The sequence below is a fragment of the Ruegeria sp. YTSA064 genome (assembly GCF_059610325.1).
This window is the reverse complement of sequence record NZ_JBXWNK010000018.1, coordinates 1-20,014: the sequence shown is the minus strand read 5'-3', so window position 1 is coordinate 20,014 and position 20,014 is coordinate 1. Positions and strand designations below refer to the sequence as shown.

Annotated in this window: 17 protein-coding genes and 1 pseudogene; 14 read left to right on the top strand and 4 right to left on the bottom strand. The window is 55.8% G+C overall.

The genetic code is table 11. The features are described 5' to 3' along the window. Window positions 1-46 precede the first annotated feature (46 nt). On the top strand, window positions 47-1,147 hold the full coding sequence (locus tag AC2FI7_RS21465; RefSeq protein ID WP_496833623.1) for a hypothetical protein: 1,101 nt from the start codon (window positions 47-49) through the stop codon (window positions 1,145-1,147). A 121-nt stretch (window positions 1,148-1,268) separates the two neighbouring features. Here AC2FI7_RS21465 and AC2FI7_RS21460 read toward each other — a convergent pair whose 3' ends face one another. Next, window positions 1,269-2,216 carry a hypothetical protein gene (locus AC2FI7_RS21460; protein ID WP_139056610.1) on the bottom strand — a complete coding sequence of 316 codons (948 nt, stop codon included), beginning with the start codon at window positions 2,214-2,216 and terminating at the stop codon, window positions 1,269-1,271. A 330-nt stretch (window positions 2,217-2,546) separates the two neighbouring features. Between AC2FI7_RS21460 and AC2FI7_RS21455 the strand changes: the two genes are divergently transcribed. From AC2FI7_RS21455 to AC2FI7_RS21440, 4 genes are read left to right on the top strand one after another with little or no spacing between them, the layout of a single operon-like run. Next, window positions 2,547-3,977 (top strand): UbiA family prenyltransferase, encoded by a 1,431-nt coding sequence (locus AC2FI7_RS21455; RefSeq protein ID WP_010442222.1) that lies wholly within the window; start codon window positions 2,547-2,549, stop codon window positions 3,975-3,977. Further along, complete coding sequence (locus AC2FI7_RS21450; protein WP_010442223.1) at window positions 3,974-4,402, top strand: GtrA family protein; 429 nt, start codon at window positions 3,974-3,976, stop codon at window positions 4,400-4,402. Before AC2FI7_RS21455 ends, AC2FI7_RS21450 begins: the two co-directional genes overlap by 4 nt. Next, window positions 4,399-5,724, top strand: a complete 1,326-nt coding sequence (locus AC2FI7_RS21445; protein ID WP_010442224.1) for an FAD-binding oxidoreductase — start codon at window positions 4,399-4,401, stop codon at window positions 5,722-5,724. Before AC2FI7_RS21450 ends, AC2FI7_RS21445 begins: the two co-directional genes overlap by 4 nt. Continuing rightward, on the top strand, window positions 5,721-6,458 hold the full coding sequence (locus AC2FI7_RS21440; protein ID WP_010442225.1) for an SDR family oxidoreductase: 738 nt from the start codon (window positions 5,721-5,723) through the stop codon (window positions 6,456-6,458). Before AC2FI7_RS21445 ends, AC2FI7_RS21440 begins: the two co-directional genes overlap by 4 nt. Window positions 6,459-6,482: 24 nt before the next feature. On the opposite strand, the gene AC2FI7_RS21435 is transcribed toward AC2FI7_RS21440, so the two are convergent. Both AC2FI7_RS21435 and AC2FI7_RS21430 read right to left on the bottom strand, forming a co-directional pair. Then, window positions 6,483-8,114 carry a hypothetical protein gene (locus AC2FI7_RS21435; RefSeq protein ID WP_496833621.1) on the bottom strand — a complete coding sequence of 544 codons (1,632 nt, stop codon included), beginning with the start codon at window positions 8,112-8,114 and terminating at the stop codon, window positions 6,483-6,485. Between the two features lie 133 nt (window positions 8,115-8,247). Beyond that, window positions 8,248-8,448: pseudogene (locus tag AC2FI7_RS21430) on the bottom strand (DDE-type integrase/transposase/recombinase); the annotation flags it as partial. 144 nt (window positions 8,449-8,592) lie between these two features. Between AC2FI7_RS21430 and AC2FI7_RS21425 the strand changes: the two are divergent. The 3 genes from AC2FI7_RS21425 (at window position 8,593) to AC2FI7_RS21415 (ending at window position 11,134) form a co-directional block, all read left to right on the top strand. Further along, a complete protein-coding gene (locus tag AC2FI7_RS21425; RefSeq protein WP_010442228.1) occupies window positions 8,593-9,273 on the top strand; it encodes an IS6 family transposase in 681 nt (226 codons plus the stop codon). 7 nt (window positions 9,274-9,280) lie between these two features. Further along, on the top strand, window positions 9,281-10,087 hold the full coding sequence (locus AC2FI7_RS21420) for a hypothetical protein (RefSeq protein ID WP_496816931.1): 807 nt from the start codon (window positions 9,281-9,283) through the stop codon (window positions 10,085-10,087). A gap of 84 nt (window positions 10,088-10,171) precedes the next feature. Beyond that, window positions 10,172-11,134: a helix-turn-helix transcriptional regulator gene (locus AC2FI7_RS21415; protein WP_496816930.1), complete on the top strand. Its 963-nt coding sequence runs from the start codon at window positions 10,172-10,174 to the stop codon at window positions 11,132-11,134. A gap of 111 nt (window positions 11,135-11,245) precedes the next feature. Here the strand turns inward: AC2FI7_RS21415 and AC2FI7_RS21410 are convergent, their stop codons facing one another. Continuing rightward, window positions 11,246-11,875 carry a response regulator transcription factor gene (locus AC2FI7_RS21410; RefSeq protein ID WP_010443368.1) on the bottom strand — a complete coding sequence of 210 codons (630 nt, stop codon included), beginning with the start codon at window positions 11,873-11,875 and terminating at the stop codon, window positions 11,246-11,248. Window positions 11,876-12,093: 218 nt separating this feature from the next. On the opposite strand from AC2FI7_RS21410, the gene AC2FI7_RS21405 reads away from it, so the two are divergent. The 6 genes from AC2FI7_RS21405 to glyA form a co-directional block, all read left to right on the top strand. Next, entirely contained in the window at window positions 12,094-13,335 is a 1,242-nt protein-coding gene (locus tag AC2FI7_RS21405; RefSeq protein ID WP_010443367.1) for a pyridoxal-phosphate-dependent aminotransferase family protein, read from the top strand. Between the two features lie 28 nt (window positions 13,336-13,363). Continuing rightward, window positions 13,364-14,560, top strand: a complete 1,197-nt coding sequence (locus tag AC2FI7_RS21400) for a malate--CoA ligase subunit beta (RefSeq protein ID WP_010443366.1) — start codon at window positions 13,364-13,366, stop codon at window positions 14,558-14,560. Further along, on the top strand, window positions 14,560-15,450 hold the full coding sequence (sucD, locus tag AC2FI7_RS21395; RefSeq protein ID WP_480876465.1) for a succinate--CoA ligase subunit alpha: 891 nt from the start codon (window positions 14,560-14,562) through the stop codon (window positions 15,448-15,450). Before AC2FI7_RS21400 ends, sucD begins: the two co-directional genes overlap by 1 nt. Then, on the top strand, window positions 15,450-16,421 hold the full coding sequence (locus tag AC2FI7_RS21390) for a 2-hydroxyacid dehydrogenase (RefSeq protein WP_010443364.1): 972 nt from the start codon (window positions 15,450-15,452) through the stop codon (window positions 16,419-16,421). Before sucD ends, AC2FI7_RS21390 begins: the two co-directional genes overlap by 1 nt. Then, window positions 16,421-19,051 carry a phosphoenolpyruvate carboxylase gene (locus tag AC2FI7_RS21385; RefSeq protein ID WP_496816929.1) on the top strand — a complete coding sequence of 877 codons (2,631 nt, stop codon included), beginning with the start codon at window positions 16,421-16,423 and terminating at the stop codon, window positions 19,049-19,051. The genes AC2FI7_RS21390 and AC2FI7_RS21385 overlap by 1 nt, the downstream gene beginning before the upstream one ends. Before the next feature lie 21 nt (window positions 19,052-19,072). Further along, on the top strand, window positions 19,073-20,014 hold a 942-nt coding region (gene glyA / locus AC2FI7_RS21380), incomplete at its 3' end, for a serine hydroxymethyltransferase (protein ID WP_496816928.1).

Sequence of the window (20,014 nt, the reverse complement as noted above, 5' to 3'; positions counted from 1 at the left end):
GATCTTGCAAAGATACATTTATTCCATTCCCAAATTTCTCTTATGGATGTTCACACTCTATGTCGTGGTGCTTGCGTACCAGGATTTTCTGCTGGGTGGGAACTCCTGGAAACAGGGTGACTGGCTTATCAATAGCGTCGATACGACCGTGCGTCGGGGAATAATGGGCTCATTACTGCTACGAGTCTCTCAGACCTTATCCATTGACGTTGTGCTATTGGTAGTGTTGCTGCAAATCTCCCTATTGTTGGCCGCGATGGGTCTGCTCACCCAATCAATCAGAAGATCCGATACACCCGCGACCATTTGGCTTCTGATTTTGTCGCCGGGCTTTTTCATCAGTTTCTGGTCACTTGACGATCAGGGCGGCTTGCGAAAGGAGCTGATCACCTTTCTGGCATTTACCCTTTTGCTGTATGCCACCAGCCGCCTGACACCCAGCAGGATTTTGATCTACGTTTCGGCATTCGTATTCGGCTTTGCTGTTCTAAGCCACGAAGGCAACCTTTTCTTCGCCCCCTTCTTTGCCTTCAGCTATTACCTGCTGTTTGCGAAATCCGCGATTTCCCGCCGAGAGCTCGCTGCTCTTCTGATTATCCTTGCAGGCTCCTGCGTCGCCACCGTCGTCATTGCATTCAGCTTCGACACGGTGACCGATTACATGACAGTTTGCCGCCCGGTACTGGCAGCGGGCGTCGACGCTGAGATTTGTTCCGGAGCAATCAAAGCACTTGAGATTCCGCTTAAGGAATACCTGACAGCGACGTTCTGGATGTTTTTCTCACCCCTCGTCCTGTCCTTTGCACTTTTGTACGCAATAACTGCGATCCCGATCATCGTCATCGGCAGGCATTTCATTGATGGTCGCATGTTCATCAAGGCCTACGTGGTCTCGGCATTCCTGTTTCTGCCTCTTTATCTCGTTGCAGTGGATTGGGGCCGTTGGGTCAGTTTCCACACAACAGCTGTGATCTTTACATTGCTGATTGCCGTAAGCCTCGGCTTCGCGAAAAACACACCGGGCCGGGAGCTGCCGCCTGTATTGTTCAACATATTGCTCATTTTCTTCCTGATTGTGGGCTTCTCACATTTCGTCAACGTGATTTGGGGCGGCATGGCGTGGAAAGCGGTAAATGGCATTCTCTAACCAACCGCCGGATAATCTTCCCTAGCCTGCCCTTAACAACCCGCTTCTCGCGTCAGATGGGCAACCGAAGATGAACCCTCAAGCGGGATCACCTTCGGTTCTGGCTAACGCAGTAATGACGTCAGGACGGTATGTAGGGCTGCACAGCCTCGAACACATGGTCAGAGATTTCTTCATAGTTGTCCATGAAGACGCTGTGAATATTCTTTGTCGAGACATCCGGTTTTGGCGCTTTTTGCTCGAACATGGTCGAGTATACGATCATCGCGACCAACAGATGCAGCGTGTCATTGCCGTGCGGTGCGGCATCTTTAAACCATTCGCCAGCTTTGATGTCGGAAGCCGGCGTGTTTTCCATGACCGAGACCATTGTGCGGGCGACCGGGATCATCCTGATGCGCGATGCGACACTGGGTTCAGTTTTTTTGGCGTGCTCCAGAAGATTGTCGAACCAACCCGTGTAATCATATTGTGATGTCGTTCTTTCACGCCAACGGGCAAAGTCGCGGTCTGATCCGGCACCGGTACTATCGTCCAATATTTTGCCGCCATCAGCCCAGCCTTCGTAGATCCAATAGATCGGCTCATCCGTCACATTTTCTTCATGGGCCGCGATGATATCCGTTACCTCATCGCCCCAGGTTAAAGCTTTGCCTTCGACCGGGGGCCTGGGGATAGGCCCGGCGACAGCCGGGTTCGGGTTAGCACCTTGCGAGCCATAAACAGGAGGGCCCGAAAAGTTATCCGTCACGATGATAACATCTGTCACGTTTGCGCGTTCAACTGACGGCCATGACTGGGTGACCCCTGGCGACGGAACCCCAAATCGAATCCAGTTCTGGTTCCAATTCGGCGGAGCGACAGGCGGCGTAATGTCATAGCTACCCTGAGCCGCAAAAAACTGTTCGCCATTCGCTTCCACCAGCAACTTCATCATCGGGGGAACCAGATCATAAAGACTGTTCATATACGCACCAGTCGACCTCCGCTGTAACGCCTCGGCTTGGGCAAGGCTCGGAACCGAGGATACGGTGACCAGCGAAACAACGACTGCACTCAAGAATCGCACTGCATAAACTCCCGATAGGTTCATCTCATTGAAATACAGTACATCGCGCAAATGCGAAGTACATCCTGCAAAACAAATTCTTCCGCGGACCCTCTACTATTCTACTCGATTCAGCATATTGTTCTTGGCAATGAAACAGGGGCTATCCCTGATCGATCCCGAAAAAGTCCGTATTTCAAATCAGTACGGGTAATGGGGGCACAATGAACGAGCCTGTGTGAAATAGCGCCTCGCCAGACATACATCCGCCGTATTATATCCATAGCCAAGTAAATATATATACTTGCGTTATCTGACTAATAGTTTGAGGGGCTTCGGCCATTTGTTCATATGACGAGTGAAACACCTTTACCAGTACTGGTGGTGGATCTGGACGGAACGCTGCTGCGCTCTGACATTTTGTTTGAGACTTTTTGGAGTGCATTGGGAAGAAACTGGCGGACGCCAATTCAGGCTGTCGGCGCGTTGATGCAAAGCAAGGCAAAGCTGAAACGGGACCTTGCCCAATCCGGCCCATTGGATGTGGCGACGCTGCCCTACGACCCCGAGGTCATCTCTTATGTGAAGAACTGGCGCAATCGTGGTGGCCGGACGGCGCTGGTAACGGCCAGTGACGAAAGGATTGCCAATGGCATCTTCGACCATCTGGGTATTTTCGATGAGGTCTACGGATCGGACGGCGTTCGCAACCTGAAAGGCCCTGCAAAGGCATCCTTTCTGAAGGACCATTTTGAGGGCGGTTTTGCTTATATGGGCGACGCCCATGCCGATATTCCTGTATGGTCACAAGCCGAACGCGCAATCACTGTAAATACCTCTGCCTCGTTGCGCAGCACGGTGGACAGCCTGGACGCTCAGGTCGATCATCTTCAGACCCGGCCCAACAGCATCAAACCGTATATCAAGGCAATGCGCCCGCATCAGTGGCTCAAGAACATATTGGTCTTTCTGCCGATGCTGGCGGCCCATCAGTACGATTGGGGCACGTTTTTGGCCGCTCTGATGGCATTCATCTCCTTTTCGATGGTTGCCTCCAGCGCCTACGTCACAAATGACCTTCTGGACTTGGCCGCCGACCGGGCCCATCCGCGCAAATGCAAACGGCCCTTTGCGTCAGGCGCAATACCGATCGCTCATGGCACCTGGATGGCGATGGGCATGCTTGCACTTGGCGTCATCATCGCCGCCAGTGTCAATCTCGCCTTGTTGGGGGCGATGATCTTTTACTACGTTGCGACCACCGCTTATTCCCTGAACATCAAACGCCGGATCGTGATCGACATCATAGTGCTGGCCGGATTGTACACGACGCGCATCATCGCTGGTGGCTATGCGACAGAAATACCCCTATCGGTCTGGCTTTTGGCGTTTTCGGTGTTTTTCTTCCTGTCTCTGGCATCGGTCAAACGTCAAGCCGAACTGATAGACACCGCCAAGCGTGGTGCGATGGAAGCTGCTGGTCGCGGATATCAGGTCGATGATCTGCCGCTGATCAGTCAGGTGGCAATCTCGTCAGGTTATGTATCGGTGCTGGTGATGGCGCTTTATATCAACTCGCCAACCGTTGTGGAGCTTTACCGATCCCCTACGGCGCTTTGGGTTGTATGCCTGATCCTGCTCTATTGGCTTACCCGCATCATCATGATTACCCATCGCGGACACATGCACGACGACCCGGTCGTGTTTGCGGCCAAGGACCGAACCAGTCAGCTGTGTTTTCTGGGCATTCTGTTCTGCGCCATCTGGGGTGCGCTGCTATGACATTGGGGGGATTGGTCCTGCGCTACGGCGTGTTCGCAGTCATCGCAACGATTGCAAACCTGACGACCCAACGGCTGGTTTTGCACTGGGGCGAAGGTTTGGGCCTCTTTGTCATTGCCATGGGCGCAGGTACATTTGTGGGACTGGTCATAAAGTACCTTTTGGACAAACGCTGGATCTTCTATGACCTGTCCTCGGGCGCTGCGGCGCATGGCAAGAAGTTCACGCTCTACACCATCATGGGGCTGGTCACGACGGTAATCTTCTGGGGTTCCGAAACAGCATGCTGGCTGATCTGGAAAACCGACCTTGCACGGGAGATCGGTGCCGTGATCGGCCTGACCATCGGCTATGTGGTAAAATACAATCTGGACCGGCGCTACGTGTTCACCGACGCGATGCTGTCGCTGGGGCGTGCGACATGATGCTCAGCGGATGGGGGCGCTTTCCAGTCATCTACGCTCCGGTCGTTGATAGGCCGCGTTCCGAGGCAGAATTGACCGCTGCCCAGGCCAAAGGCGGCGTCATCGCGCGCGGAAACGGGCGTGCCTATGGGGACAGCGCCGTCAGCCGTCGTGGTACAATCGATATGCGTCACTTCAACCGCATGATCTCGTTTGATGCGGAAACCGGCATCTTGGTTGCAGAGTCTGGTGTAATGCTGGCGGATGTCATCACCTCTTTCCTGCCGCGCGGCTGGTTCCCTCTGGTCACGCCGGGCACCAAATTCGTGACCTTGGGAGGCATGATCGCGGCCGATGTACATGGCAAGAACCATCATCGTGACGGTTCGATGTCGGCGGCCCTCGAATGGGTGGATGTCATGGATCAATCCGGTCAGGTGCACCGGGCATCCCGCACACAAAACCCGGAACTATTTGACTGGGTACCTGGCAGCATGGGACTGACCGGAATAATCCTGCGGGCAGCCATTCGCCTGCAATCGGTCGAGACCGGCTGGATCAGGCAAACCACGATCCCGGCCAAAAACCTCGCCGAGGCAATGGAGATCTTCGAAACCTCTGACGACAGCCCGTATTCGGTCGCCTGGATCGATTGCCTCAAGGGTGGTGCGAACCGGGGCCGATCTCTGGTCATGTTGGGCGAACACGCCTCAGGCGACATGCTGGGCGCGCAGGAAAACGATGACCGATACGCGCTACGCCCCAAGCGAAAAAAGAGTGTAGCCTTCGACTTTCCGGGTTTTGCCATGTCAGGCCCCTTAGTAAAGGCGTTCAACGCGCTGTACTACCGCGCCGGGCTGCGCAAGGCTGGCGACAATCTGGTAGATTGGGACAGCTACTTTTATCCTCTGGATGCGATTTTGAACTGGAACCGGGTTTATGGGCGCCGGGGTTTTCTACAATTTCAGTGCGCATTGCCGCTCGATGCATCCAAAGCAGGTCTCGAAGCTCTGCTCGAGGCGATTTCCGAAGCCGGTGCCGGGTCGTTTCTGGCTGTGCTGAAACGGTTTGGTGAGCAGTCCAGCAAGTTTTCATTTCCGATGCTCGGCTACACACTGGCGCTGGACTTCCCTGCCACTTCCAAAAACCTAAGGTTGCTTGAGCAGTTGGACAGGATCACCATTGCCCATGGGGGCCGTTTTTATCTGGCCAAGGATGCCCGAATGACCGCACAGACGCTGATCGAGAGCGATCCGCGCGTGGCGCGGTTTGTAGCCCAACGTCAGGACAGCGGTGCCTCTGAAACTTTTCAATCCTCCCAATCCGAAAGGCTAGCGATATGAGCAAAGATTCCGTTCTCATCCTTGGTGCGCGCTCGGACATCGGCCTCGCGGTGGCGCATAAATTCGCAAGCCTCGGCCATCCGATCCAGCTTGCGGCGCGTAATGTCGAAACCTTGAAACCCAACCGCGCCGACATCACGACACGATACAAAGTCGACGTTACACTTCATGAGTTCGATGCGTTGCAGCCTGACAGTTTTGCAGGCTTCGTTGACAGTTTGCCGAAATTGCCATTGATCGCGGTTTGCGCCGTCGGGTTCATGGGTGAGCAATCGCAGAACGAACAGGACTTAGCAGCCTCCAGCCTGGTCATGCGTTCGAATTACGAAGGCCCCGCGGGCATTCTGGCTGAACTCGCCAATCGGTTTGAGACGCGTGGTTCCGGTACTCTGGTAGGCATCAGTTCAGTCGCCGGGCTGCGTGGGCGCGCAACAAACTATGTCTATGGTTCGGCCAAAGCCGGATTTACCGCCTTCCTGTCAGGTCTGAGGAACCGGTTGGCAAAGAAGGGTGTGCATGTGGTGACGGTTCTGCCTGGTTTTGTCGCCACGCAGATGACCGAAAACCTGGACCTGCCTGAATGGTTGACGGCACAACCGATGGAGGTCGCCGAGAAGATCGCCACAGCTGTCGAGCGCGGGAAGAACGTGATTTATGTCCGTTCAATCTGGTGGCTGATCATGACGATCATCTGCAACATTCCAGAGAACATATTCAAGAGGCTGAAACTATGAAATTGCCATCTACTGCCTTCAGGACTAAGGGAGTTTCGGGCAATTGACCTTCAGGACATAACCGGGACTGAGCAGCGTTATGAAAACCCCCACCGGTTCATAATCGCAGGACTTTTCGTCAAGCACTTGCCGCAACCCGTGGGTCGCCCGCCCCGTGTCTCCGGGCCAGACCGCATGGATTGAGCTTATGTAGAACGTACTACCATCGCGGGGCGCAGCATCCAGAACAAATCGTGCCAACGGGCGAAAATCGCCGCGCAAACGCAACATGATGTACATCTTCGCCCAGCCCGCAGGATCATTGTGCAGCATATCCTCGATCAGTTCGGAAAACAGATCGGCGTCCATCTCGTTCCATTCCGGATCAAAATAGGATGGATCAATCGCAACACTGTGGGTCGACAGAGATGGCGCATAACTGTGATGGGAAATGGGTGCGCCTCGTTCGATCATCAATGGGATCAGGCGAAATGCTCCGAAATAATGCAATACCTGCGACGGCGGAAGATCAGCCAAAGTTGCGATCACCTGATCACTGGATCCTTCGACAAGTTGCGGCGGCCATTTCGATACCACGCGCAGCCCGGTCGCTGCAAATATGCAGCTCAATACAGCCAAACCTGCAATGGCAATTGAACGTCGATAGCTTAACGAGCGGAGCAGGCAATCGACAACCGCCCCGGCCAATACGGGAAACACTCCCAACATCCAAACCAGATGGCGCGAACTGGCGGCCGGGTATTTGCCGATTGCGGCAAGCCCTAGAAAGACCGCCAGAATGGCGCTGATGAACAGTATCAGCCCTGACAGTTGCGATCGCTCTGCCCCTTTTGTGAACGCAACCGCGGCCAGAGCGACGAGGCAAACCACAAACAAGATGGCCGCGCCTCTGATCCGAAACAGCTCCATTGTGGCGTCGCCGAACCGCTGCAACGCCTCCATGCCCAGACCCCCATAGGCATCGGGAAACGCAGTAATCTGGATTTTCGTCGCATGACCAATCTGAAGGTAATAAGCCAAAGACAGCACAATCAGAAGGCCCGCCAGCGCGATCTCTTTGACCTCAAGCTGACGCCCGAGAAGCCGCAATACCAGAAATACGCCCACCACGACGCACGCCCCGACAATAGTGGAAACACCCAAAAAGAGGCCTGCCAGAAGAACTGCAATGTCGCGGAAATTCAGCCCCGCGCTCCGGTCTTTCGCATAGATCCAGGCCGCAAAGATGGCGAACCCGGCGGCATCGAAAGCATAGAATTTCAACATCGAGCCATTGATCAAAAAAGACGGGAGCGACAGCAACACGAGCAACCCCGCCGCCATCGGCAGAGCCCGCTTGCCAAAAGCGCCAAACATTGCCGCCGAGATCACGCACAGCGTCAGCAGGATGATGATCAGACGCATCACATGAATTGACAGACCAGAGATAGCTTGCAGCAGCAGGTTGAATACGGGCGGTCCCGCCTGCTGCGCCTCGGGCAAAGGGCCGAAGGCCTGGGCCAGATTGGTCAGCGGGAAGTTCAGCAACTGCGAAACTTCATCAATCCAGATGCTGCGATCAGTCCAGAAATAGATTTGGACAGTCCCAAAAACCGAAACCAATGCTAAAATCAATAAACCAAACGGGCCGTTGGGATGGCCAATATCCCTGTGCATGGCAGTCTCTCTGAATTCGCCTACATGGAAATGAGTAAACGAAACTATGACAGAGGGGCAAGACGGGCGCATCCACATACGGATGTGTCGCAGACTTTTGGGACGGTCAGAGTTAGCGACTTACCGGACACACTTATCCTGCGATCTCTGCAAATTGCCGAAAACCAGATGTCGTAGTGCTGGGGAATTGCTGCTTTCTGATCATTTTGGCGACCTCAATGCCGTCCAGTGTGGCCGAGGCGGATCTGAAAGATTTGAACCCGCACATGTGCCGGATGCGACGCTTGATAAACCGATGATCCTGCTCGATCAGGTTGTTTAAATACTTGGACCTGACTGTTTAAATTTTGGCGGTGCAACCAAACCGATTAAGGATTTTGTTAACCTCTCGGATGATCTGTTGCAAACTTTTGGCTGTTGACGCTCGTAGGCGCTGCGAGTGAATGGCTATCGGTGTATTCAAGTCGAGAGTCGGTCCATGAACTCTTTCAAAGGCGCGCAATATCCGAAGGACGTGATCCTGTTCGCGGTGTTCTTTTATGTTCGATACCGTGTTTCATATCGCGACTTGGAAGAAATCATGGGAGAGCGAGGTGTTTCCGTGGATCACACCACGCTGAACCGTTGGGTAACGCGATACTCAGACGCCATTGCCGAAGTCGCGCGTAGGCGCAAAGGACCATGCGACCGCTCCTGGAGAATGGACGAAATATACATCAAAGTGAAAGGCGCGTGGGTCTATCTCTACCGTGCCGTCGACAAACACGGAAAAACACTTGATTTCATGCTGTCCGAGCGGCGCAACAAACCAGTTGCCACGAAATTCTTTGCCCAGATGCTGGAGGTCAACGGCCTTCCGCGAGAGATAGTCATCGACAAAAGCGGCGCAAACACCGCTGGCATCACGGCCATTTACAAGATGTTAAAGGGGTATGGCTGCCCGATCCCGATCGAGATGATCAGGCGCAAATACCTCAATAACATCATGGAACAAGCTCACAGGTTCATCAAAAGACGAACCCGTCCGATGCTTGGCTTCAAGTGCTATATCTCGGCTGCAGCAACTCTGGCCGGGATCGAATTCGCGCACATGATCCTCAAGGGGCAACTCACATCCGGACTCTGTCCGTTCCAACAGTTCGCTGAACTAGCCTATTGACGCCGGTGTGATCACTGAAGTAGCTCGCCTGGCTGAAATCTTTGCAACGGAACCCGCCGGAGGTCTCCCGATTGGATGTGTCGCAAAACCCGGTGAAATTTCGGGTGAACCCGAAGCCTGTTTCGGGTGCCATATACAAGACCAAATTGAAGAAGAAATTCTGTCCTGTAACGCCGATGGCGAAGTTATAATGCTCTCGATTGAAGCCTCGGAACCAAATTGCTCTGGTTCCGGGCCTGACGGCCCTCCGCATTGCTTAGAAAGCAATCATCCGACAGATACGGCATCACGCAAGGCCCAAAAACTACCGCGGGTGAATAACCGCATCCTATATGAACTGGCCTCACCCGAGCTGCGTATGCATATCGATATCGCCGGTGGCGGAGATCAGAATTCCAGCCCGTCGCTCTACGCGATTGAGACCGGCGTTTGGTCGCGATTGTCGGAGAACGGCGCCAATGCCTCGGCTTGGCGTACGGCGATTGACCGATTGACCGTGATGGGTGCAATCCTGGCCGGGCTGATCACAGACGCGAGGCTGAGCGATCCACGGTTGCCGCCAGTGGTTAATCCGGGCGGATATCTGCGTGGTATGGTGCACGCAGATGAGCGCGGGGAGTTGAACCTGATTTCCAGTTTCATGGGTTTGTTGGCCGAAGGGCGCGGGAAGAGGAAGGCGGGCTTCAGCAAGACCACAAGAACCAAATTTAGCCTTGGCGGGTTATCGGTTGCCAGCTTTTCAAATTCGTGTGTCTCATCGGCAGGTTTTTGCTCTGTTTCCACCTCCAGAACAGAACTGTATTCAAATCTGTGATTGGCTACGGGAATTCCCGAGTAGTTTGTTCAGCTTTAGGTTGCTATGCGGCCCCGACGGTAACGCGGAACAGAAAGACGATCTATGAAAATTGCGGATATTGGCAATTCTGAACTGGATTTCAGGCAAACCGGGGAGGCGCGCCTTCAGGAGATATGTTCTAGGTTCGGGTTGGAGAATGCGTCCTATGCCCATATCGACAAACATCACAACGTTGTCCACGGCTGCACCACGTTTTCAGCCGAGTGGGTCAGGTATTACGTCGATAACGATCTGGTTCTGGCCGATCCCCTCATTCGGTTTGGCGCCACAATGATCGCACCGATCGACTGGTCAGTGTTCGACAACCAGGCTGACTACGCAGCGCTCTTTGAGGCAGCCCGAAAATTTGGCGTTGGACGCAACGGTCTTTCCATTCCGGTTATCAACCCCTTCGGGGAGCGGGGCGTATTTACCGTCACGTCCAATGCGCCTCGCCCCGAGTGGGACGCATTGATCACGAGAATGCTCCCTGCCCTACGCCATGAAGCACAGATTCTACACCTGCTTGCCCTAGATGTGATTGAAACCGTATTCAACTTTCCCTCGGATTCCCTGTCCGGCGATGAGCTGGATGTGTTGAAGATGCTCGCGTCGGGTTTGATACCGTCTGTCATTGCCCGGCAGACGGGGCATTCGTCGCGAATGGTAGAGGCACTGACTGCTTCAATCACCACCAAGCTCAAAAGCCGGACGATTGAACAGGCAGTGGCGCGGGCAGTCAGTACTGGATTTCTTAAGTGGAGCGATTTCTTTGCCGACCCTGTGGCCGAACTGGTCAATATGGAAAGTCAGCGACTATGCGGTGGGATCGTCCGTTGGGGTGGCAGGTCTCACGAGTTTATCGCTTTTGAAGACGGCAGACTGGTTCGGAACGCTGATAGCTTTCAGCCGGTCCAGTTCACGGATCTCGCGAGAGAGTTTAACTTGAGTGCAAACGAGGTGGTCGAGGAACTTGCGTGTAATCGGGATCAAAGATTGCGGATCAGGTACTCTGAATTCGGCTAAAACGCACTGCTTCGTCTTTAAAAAGACTGCAGGCGCAAGTTTCACATAATTTACCTTACCCACCGGTATTGCGCGATCGCTAGTACATGCTCGGCCATAGCCGTAATTTGGTTAATCTGAGGCTGCGCCAGAAGAATAGTAGAAAGCAATCGCTTGCGTCCTGTTTTTAACCGAGAGCTTTTCATAGATGTTGCTCAGGTGAAATTTGACGGTATTTGTCGAGATTTGCAGGTCTTTCGAAAGTTCGCGGTTGGATAGGCCCTTGGCTAGCGCTTCAAGGATGACGCGCTCTTTGCGGGAAAGGCTGTGAATTGGGTCCTGCTGCATCTTCCGTACATCGATAAATGGAAACACCATTTTACCAGCCGCCACGTCCGCGCAAGTTTCCAGCAATACTTCAACCTCACCCGACCGGGATGCGAACCCTGCCGCGCCTGCCTGCATGGCGAGGCGCGGAACATCTCCGACCTCATCGCCATAGATGACAAATCGGGGTACGTTTTCCTGTTCCCGTAGAACTTCGATCAATTTGGCCGCACCGAGAACCGGCAAATTCCATGCAATTACGCAAACCTTGACTGGTACCCTCATGACCGCGCCCAAAAACCCTTCGGCGGTGGCTGATGTGGCAACTAGAGAGAATCGCGGATCACGTTCAAAAATCTCCGACATGGCCGACAACACCAGCGGATTGTTGTCGGCCAACATAACGTCAATCGGTTGTTGTGGAAGCTCTGACATTGATTTTACATCCAAAATTCAAATTTTCTACCCATTTGTATAGGTGCAAAATTAGTATACTCTAGTATTCTTACCAAACCGGGTAGGTTTTTCCCCATCCTATTAGAAGTCCTAAAGCAGTAGTAAGTTACGTTGCGTGCCGATGCAAGCAAGGCTTTCCTGATCCACAACACGGTATTTGGGTGTGGCTGAACACCCCGACGATCAAGGAGGATCGAATGAATTCCCAGATTTATCCCACGCTCGAAATCCCCCAAACCTTGGCTGCCGGCCCGGGACCGGGCAATACCGACGCCCGCGTTCTGCAGGCATTCGCAAGCGCAGGGGTAGCTGACCATATGCAGGGTGATGTTTTGCGCGGTATGGTCGAATGCAAACTCATGCTACGCGAGATCTGGGGAACCTCGAACACCTATACCTTCGCGGTCGCGGGCACCGGTTGGAGCGCGCTGGACACCATGTTTTCGGCCGTCATGCCCGGCGACAAGGTTATTGCATTCAACAACGGAACCTTTTCAGGCATCGATACACTGACCCTCAGGATCAAGGCAGCAACACCGGATGAGCATGCCGCCAACCCGCTGGACCCGCAAGCCGCCAGCGTCACCGTGATCGATATACCGCATGGTCAGTCGGTAACCGGCGATATGGTCGAGGCTGCACTGGCCGAGCATAGACCAAAATGGGCGTTCATGGCCCATTGGGAAACGGGCTCTGGCCGGATAAATGATCTGCGCGGGTTCTCCGATGCTTGTGAACGCCATGGCGCTATGGGTCTGATCGACGCTGTTTCGTCTCTGGGTGTCGAGGATTTTCAAATTGATAACTACCCGGGCATCGCTGGCTGGGCCTCTTGCCCGCAAAAGGGTCTGTGCTGCTTGCCATTGACCTATGCGCCGGTCAGCTTTTCCGATGAATATATCGACAGCCTTAAATCAACAGGTGCCTACAGCTATGTCCACAATCCCATTTTCGAGGCTCGTCATTGGGGAATCGTCGATGGGCAGGACGTCGAGAAAGGTACCTATCACCGGACCCATTCCGGCTACGCTGTGGCCGCCTTCCATGAATCCCTTCGTCTGACGCTGACAGAAGGATTGGCAAAGCGGTCAGGCTCGTACCGCACGCACGAAAAGGTGCTGCGTGACGCCGTAACCGCAATGGGATGCGAAGTGACTTCGGATATGCCCAGCCTACTGGTCCTCAACCTGCCGCCGGATCTGGCCGGTCGCGAGATGGAGCTGGTCCAGAATTGCCGGGCGCGCGGGTTCGGCATCTGGCCGACGCTCAGCGCACCTGTACAGGTCCGGATCGGCATCCTCAACCAACTGAACCGCCAGGCGATCAGCCAGATCATCCGTCTGTTCGCCGAAGCCATGCGCGAACTGGGCGGCACCGTCGATTTCGAAGAGATCGAGGCATTGCTCGAAAGCCGTTACGGCACATCGATCGCTGCTTGAACGCACTGCATAAACGGGAGGAATGCAGATGGATATTCATGAGTATCAGGCGAAAGAGGTTCTTTCGAATTTCGGTGTCGCCATACCATCGGGTGCGTTGGCTTACAGCCCCGAGCAGGCGGCCTACCGCGCACGCGAGCTGGGTGGGGACAAGTGGATTGTCAAAGCCCAGGTGCATGCAGGCGGCCGAGGAAAAGCCGGCGGCGTCAAGCTGTGCGACAGCGAAAACGAGATCCACGCAGCCTGCGACGAGATGTTCGGGCGCAAGCTGGTGACCCACCAGACCGGGCCGGAAGGAAAAGGCATCTACCGTGTCTATGTCGAATCCGCCGTGCCGATCGATCGCGAGATCTATCTGGGCTTTGTTCTGGACCGCTCCAGCCAGCGCGTGATGATCGTCGCCTCTTCGGAAGGTGGAATGGAGATCGAAGAGATCTCGGCTGAACGCCCTGACAGCATTGTCCGTTCAATCGTGGAACCCGCCGTCGGGCTGCAGGAGTTTCAGGCACGCGAGATCGCCTTCAATCTCGGGCTGGAACCCCGTCTGATTCAGCAGATGGTCCGGACGTTGCAGGGCTGTTACGCAGCGTTCAGCGAACTTGACGCGACCATGGTCGAAATCAACCCGCTAGTCATCACAGGGGATGATCGTGTACTGGCGTTGGACGCCAAGATGAGCTTTGACGACAACGCCCTGTTTCGTCATCCGCAGATCGCCGAACTGCGCGACAAAAGCCAGGAAGACCCGCGCGAAAGCCGCGCGGCGGATCGGGGGCTTTCATACGTGGGTCTCGAAGGCAATATTGGCTGTATCGTGAATGGTGCTGGTCTGGCCATGGCCACGATGGACACGATCAAATTGGCGGGTGGCGAGCCTGCAAATTTCCTGGACATCGGAGGCGGGGCGTCGCCGGAACGTGTCGCCAAGGCTTTCCGTCTGGTTCTGTCCGACAACAATGTCCAGGCGGTTTTGGTCAATATCTTTGCCGGTATCAATCGCTGCGACTGGGTTGCCGAAGGTGTCGTGCAGGCACTTCGCGAATTGGAAATCGACATCCCCGTTATTGTGCGGCTAGCCGGGACAAATGTCGAAGAAGGCCAGAAGATTTTGGCCAAGTCCGGCCTGCCGATCATCCGCGCCACAACGCTAATGGAAGCCGCCGAACGGGCCGTGGGCGCATGGCAGAACGATCTGACCCAAAACACCAAGATGAGGGCCGTGTAATGAGCATTCTTCTCGACCGCAACACGCGCGTTATCGTGCAAGGAATCACTGGACGCATGGCGCGCTTTCATACCAAGGACATGCTGGAATATGGCACCAATGTAGTCGGCGGCGTCGTTCCCGGAAAAGGCGGCGAAACCGTAGAAGGTGTGCCCGTATTTGACACTGTCAAACAGGCTGTCGAAGCCACCGGCGCAGATGCCAGCCTTGTGTTTGTCCCGCCGCCTTTTGCTGCGGATTCGATCATGGAGGCCGCCGACGCGGGTATCCGCTATTGCGTTTGCATCACCGACGGCATTCCGGCTCAGGACATGATCCGCGTCAAACGCTACATGTATCGCTATCCCAAGGATAAGCGCATGGTGCTGACCGGCCCGAACTGCGCCGGAACGATCAGCCCCGGCAAGGCTTTGCTGGGGATCATGCCCGGGCATATCTACCTGCCGGGCAATGTCGGCATCATTGGCCGCTCGGGGACACTTGGCTATGAGGCTGCGGCGCAGCTGAAAGAGCGCGGGATCGGAGTTTCGACCAGCGTCGGCATCGGGGGTGATCCGATCAACGGTTCCTCGTTCCGTGACATCCTCGAACGCTTTGAATGGGATGAGGACACCGAGGTCATCGCCATGATCGGCGAAATCGGCGGGCCGCAAGAGGCTGAAGCGGCTGAATACATCCGCGATCACATCTCGAAACCCGTCATTGCTTATGTTGCTGGTCTGACCGCGCCAAAAGGGCGGACTATGGGCCATGCCGGTGCGATTATCTCGGCTTTTGGTGAAAGTGCATCGGAAAAGGTCGAGATTCTGTCCGCCGCCGGTGTGACCGTTGCCGAAAACCCTGCCGTCATCGGTGAAACGATCGCCCGTGTCATGGGAAAGGCTGCGTGATGGTCAAGCCTTCGGTTCTTGTCACCCGTCGTTGGCCTGCTGCGGTCGAAGCGCAGTTGACCGAGAACTACAACGCTGTGCTTAACACCGGAGACAAACCAATGTCACCGGCCGAATTCCGCGATGCGCTGAAAAGCTATGACGCAGTTTTGCCCACGGTTACGGACACGCTCAGCGCCGAGGCGCTGGACGTACCCGCAGCACAGACCAAAATCCTCGCCAATTATGGCGTGGGATACAGCCATATCTGCGAACCATCGGTGCGCAATCTTGGGATGACCGTGACCAATACACCGGATGTCCTCTCCGAGTGTACGGCCGATCTGGCCATGACATTGCTGCTGATGGTTGCCCGTCGCGCTGGCGAAGGCGAGCGCGAATTGCGCGCTGGAAACTGGTCCGGTTGGCGTCCAACCCACCTTGTCGGCACGAAGGTCAGCGGCAAGACGCTTGGCATTATCGGCTTTGGACGGATCGGTCAGGAAATGGCGCGGCGCGCACATCACGGCTTTGGCATGAAAATTCTGGTCCAGAACCGTAGCGCAGTGTCGGCCGAGATGCTGAAACAGTTCAACTCAGCACAGGTCGAAACGGTCGATGACTTGCTGCCACAATGCGATTTCGTCTCGCTGCATTGCCCCGGAGGTTCGTCGAACCGACACCTGATCAACGGGCGCAGGCTCGACCTGATGAAGCCTGATGCCTTCCTTATCAACACCGCCCGCGGCGAAGTTGTGGACGAGCACGCTCTGGTACAGGCCCTCATGTTCGACACGATCGGCGGCGCGGCGCTCGATGTCTTTGACGGCGAACCCCGGATCAGCCCGGACCTGCTGCAGTGCGACAATCTGGTGATGTTGCCCCATCTGGGGAGCGCCACGCGCGAATCCCGCGAAGCCATGGGGTTTCGCGTTCTCGACAATCTCGGCGATTTTTTTGCAGGTCGTACTCCGCGGGATCAGGTGATCTGATGCAAGCACTGGCGCGGAATATTCAGCCCACCCCAGAACCTTCGAACTATGCCGAAGGATTGCGTTCGGAATTGCGGGTGTTGTGGCGGAACATTTTGCTGAAACGGGCGCCTCATGTAGCGACATGGGCCGAGTCTTCGCCGCTGCAGCCTATTCCCGCCGGGCCCGAGGCGACTCCGTATTTGCAGGCCCTGTCGATCTGGTTCCAACTGTTGCGCATCATCGACGAAAACGCCGAAGTCAGAGATCGTCGCCTGGCCGAGACCAATAGCGGCCCCGAAGCGGTCGAAGGCGGGTTTTCCGAGGTGTTGTCCGACCTGTCCCTGACAGACAGCCAAATAAAAAAACTGACCGCTGTTCTTTGTGCCGGCCCCACCCTGACCGCGCATCCAACCGAGGCCAAACGGGTCACTGTTTTGGAAATTCACCGGCGGATATACCGCAACCTCGTTGGCCTTGAAACCCAGCGCTGGACCCCGACCGAACGTGCCGAATTGCTGAATGGCCTGGAAGGTGAGGTCGATCTTCTATGGCTGACGGGGGAACTTCGCCTGACGCGTCCAAGCCTGCGCGATGAGATCGAGTGGGGGTTGCAATTCTTCCGGGATGCAATCTTTAACGCCGTCCCACAGGTCATGAATCGGTTCGATCAGGCCTGCCTGCATGTGCTGGGCCAGACCCTGAACGAAACACCCGATATCCGCTTTCACAGCTGGATCGGCGGCGATCGGGATGGCAATCCGAATGTCACGACCGAGATGACCGCACTGGCTTTGCAACGCGGGCGTGAAACGGTTCTGGACCTTTACCGTCAGGTCCTTGAACAGGCTGCAAGCAGGCTGAGCATCAGTGCCCTCATATTGCCGCTGCCCGAGCTCAATAGGGCGCGTATACAAGAAATAATCAATCGGTTTCCAGAAGCTGGCCGCAATCGGAACGAACCGTTTCGGCAAGCTCTCAATGCCATTCGCCATCGGCTGACAGATGGCGGCTATGATCACATCTCACAATTCGTGAGCGATCTTGATGCGCTTGATAACGCTTTATGCGCGGTCAACGCCGATATTCTGGCGCGACGGCATGTCCGCCCCCTGCGCCGAGCTGCAACGGTTTTCGGGTTCCGAACCACAACATTGGACATCCGCCAGAATTCGACCGTCACAACCGATGTTCTGGCCGAAATCTGGTCACAATCCGGCCAGGCTCCGGACTATGGCACGGCCGAATGGTCTGCCCGTTTGCGCACCGAATTGTCGGATCAGAACCTGCCTTATCAAAGCCGCGACGCGCTGAGCGATCAGGCACAGGAATTGCTCGCTCTTCTGGCGCTGGTCCACAGCGTACGATCAGGGCCAGATCCCAAGGCAATCGGTCCGTTCATCCTGTCCATGACCCGCTCTGCCGATGATATGCTCGGCGTCTACCTGCTGGCCCGTTATGCCGGGTTCGGGTCCGAGACACTGGATATTTCGGTAGTTCCGCTGTTTGAAACGATTGCCGATCTGCGTAACGCCCCGGCGATCTTGCTGGATGTCCTGGGCGTTCCGCTTGCCCGCCGCAGCCTCAAATCCAACGGTAACGTAATCGAGGTGATGCTGGGATATTCGGACAGCGGCAAGGATGGCGGCTACTTCTGCTCAACATGGGAACTGGAACGTGCCCAACGCCGAATCGTATCGGCACTGGCCTCGCAAGGCTTCAAGGCCACATTTTTTCATGGTCGCGGCGGCTCGGTCAGCCGGGGCGGCGCACCTACCGGACGCGCCATAGCTGCGCAACCCAGTGGAACGATTGCCGGACGGTTGCGCGTGACCGAACAGGGCGAGGTTGTTTCAACCAAGTATGCCAACCGTGGGACGGCTGCGGCGCATCTGGAATTGCTGCTTTCAAGCACGCTGCGCCATACAGCCAACCCAGGCGAAACCCCTGCCCGGCCCGAGTTCGACGATGCGCTGGATGCCTTGTCTGAACTGTCGCAGACAGCCTATGTCTCGCTTCTGCAGATGCCGGGTTTTCTGGACTATTTCCAGCAGGCAAGCCCGGTCGAAGAGCTCGCCCGCCTGAAAATCGGCTCCCGCCCGACCCGCCGGTTCGGTGCAGCCAGTCTGGATGACCTGCGGGCCATTCCATGGGTTTTTGCGTGGTCGCAGAACCGTCACCTGATCACCGGTTGGTACGGGTTTGGCGCCGCCATGACCAGCTTTCGCAAATTCCGGGGCGCGCGCGGTGATGAAGTGCTGCAGGACATGTTCAATGATTCTCGCCTGTTCCGCCTCGCCGTCGATGAGATGGAAAAATCGCTCTATCAGGCGGATATGGATATCGCCGCACAATACGGCGAATTGGTCCCCGATGCGGAGACTCGCCAACGCATCTCGCGGGCTATCAAAACGGAATACGACAGTGCCTGCAGCGCAGTGCAGTTTCTGACCGGCGGTCAGACCATCGGTCACCGTTTTCCTCGTCTGTGCGAGCGGTTTGATCGTAAACGGGCCGAACTGGCCCGCATTCACGCGCTGCAAGTCGAACTGCTGCGACAAGCCCGAAGCGAGCCGCAGGCAGGATCGGTACCTGTGCCTTTGCTGCAATCCATGAATGCCATTTCCGCTGGCCTCGGCTGGACCGGCTAACCCTTTTCAGGAGGTTTCAACGTGAACGCCCCGCAACGCACCCAAGGTTTCTTCACCCAATCCCTTGCCGATCGTGACCCCGAGCTATTTGGCTCGGTCACATCCGAATTGGGCCGCCAGCGCGATGAAATCGAGCTGATCGCATCGGAAAACATCGTCTCTGCCGCTGTCATGGAAGCGCAGGGCTCGGTGATGACCAACAAATACGCCGAAGGTTATCCCGGTCGTCGCTACTATGGCGGTTGCGAGTTCGTGGACATCGCCGAGAACCTGGCCAGCGACCGCGCCAAAGAGCTGTTTGGCTGCGGCTTTGCCAACGTTCAGCCGAACTCGGGCTCTCAGGCCAATCAGGGCGTGTTCCAGGCATTGATCCAACCCGGCGACACCATTCTGGGCATGAGCCTGGACGCAGGCGGTCACCTGACACACGGCGCGCGCCCCAACCAATCGGGCAAGTGGTTCAATGCGGTGCAGTATGGTGTCCGCAAAGAAGACAACATGCTGGACTATGATCAGGTCGAGGCGCTGGCAAAAGAACACCAGCCCAAGCTGATCATCGCCGGTGGTTCCGCGATTCCGCGACAGATCGACTTTGCCCGCATGCGCGAGATCGCCGACATGGTCGGCGCTTATCTGCACGTGGACATGGCGCACTTCGCCGGTCTGGTGGCAGCGGGTGAGCACCCCAGCCCCTTCCCGCATGCGCATGTGGCGACCACCACCACGCACAAAACCCTGCGCGGCCCGCGTGGCGGCATGATCCTGACCAATGATGAAGATATCGCTAAGAAAGTGAATTCGGCCATCTTCCCCGGCATTCAGGGCGGCCCGCTGATGCACGTGATCGCGGCCAAGGCCGTGGCCTTTGGAGAGGCGTTGCAACCTGCGTTCAAGGACTACATCAAGCAGGTTATTGTGAACGCTCAGGCCCTTTCAGATCAGCTGATCAAGGGCGGTCTCGAC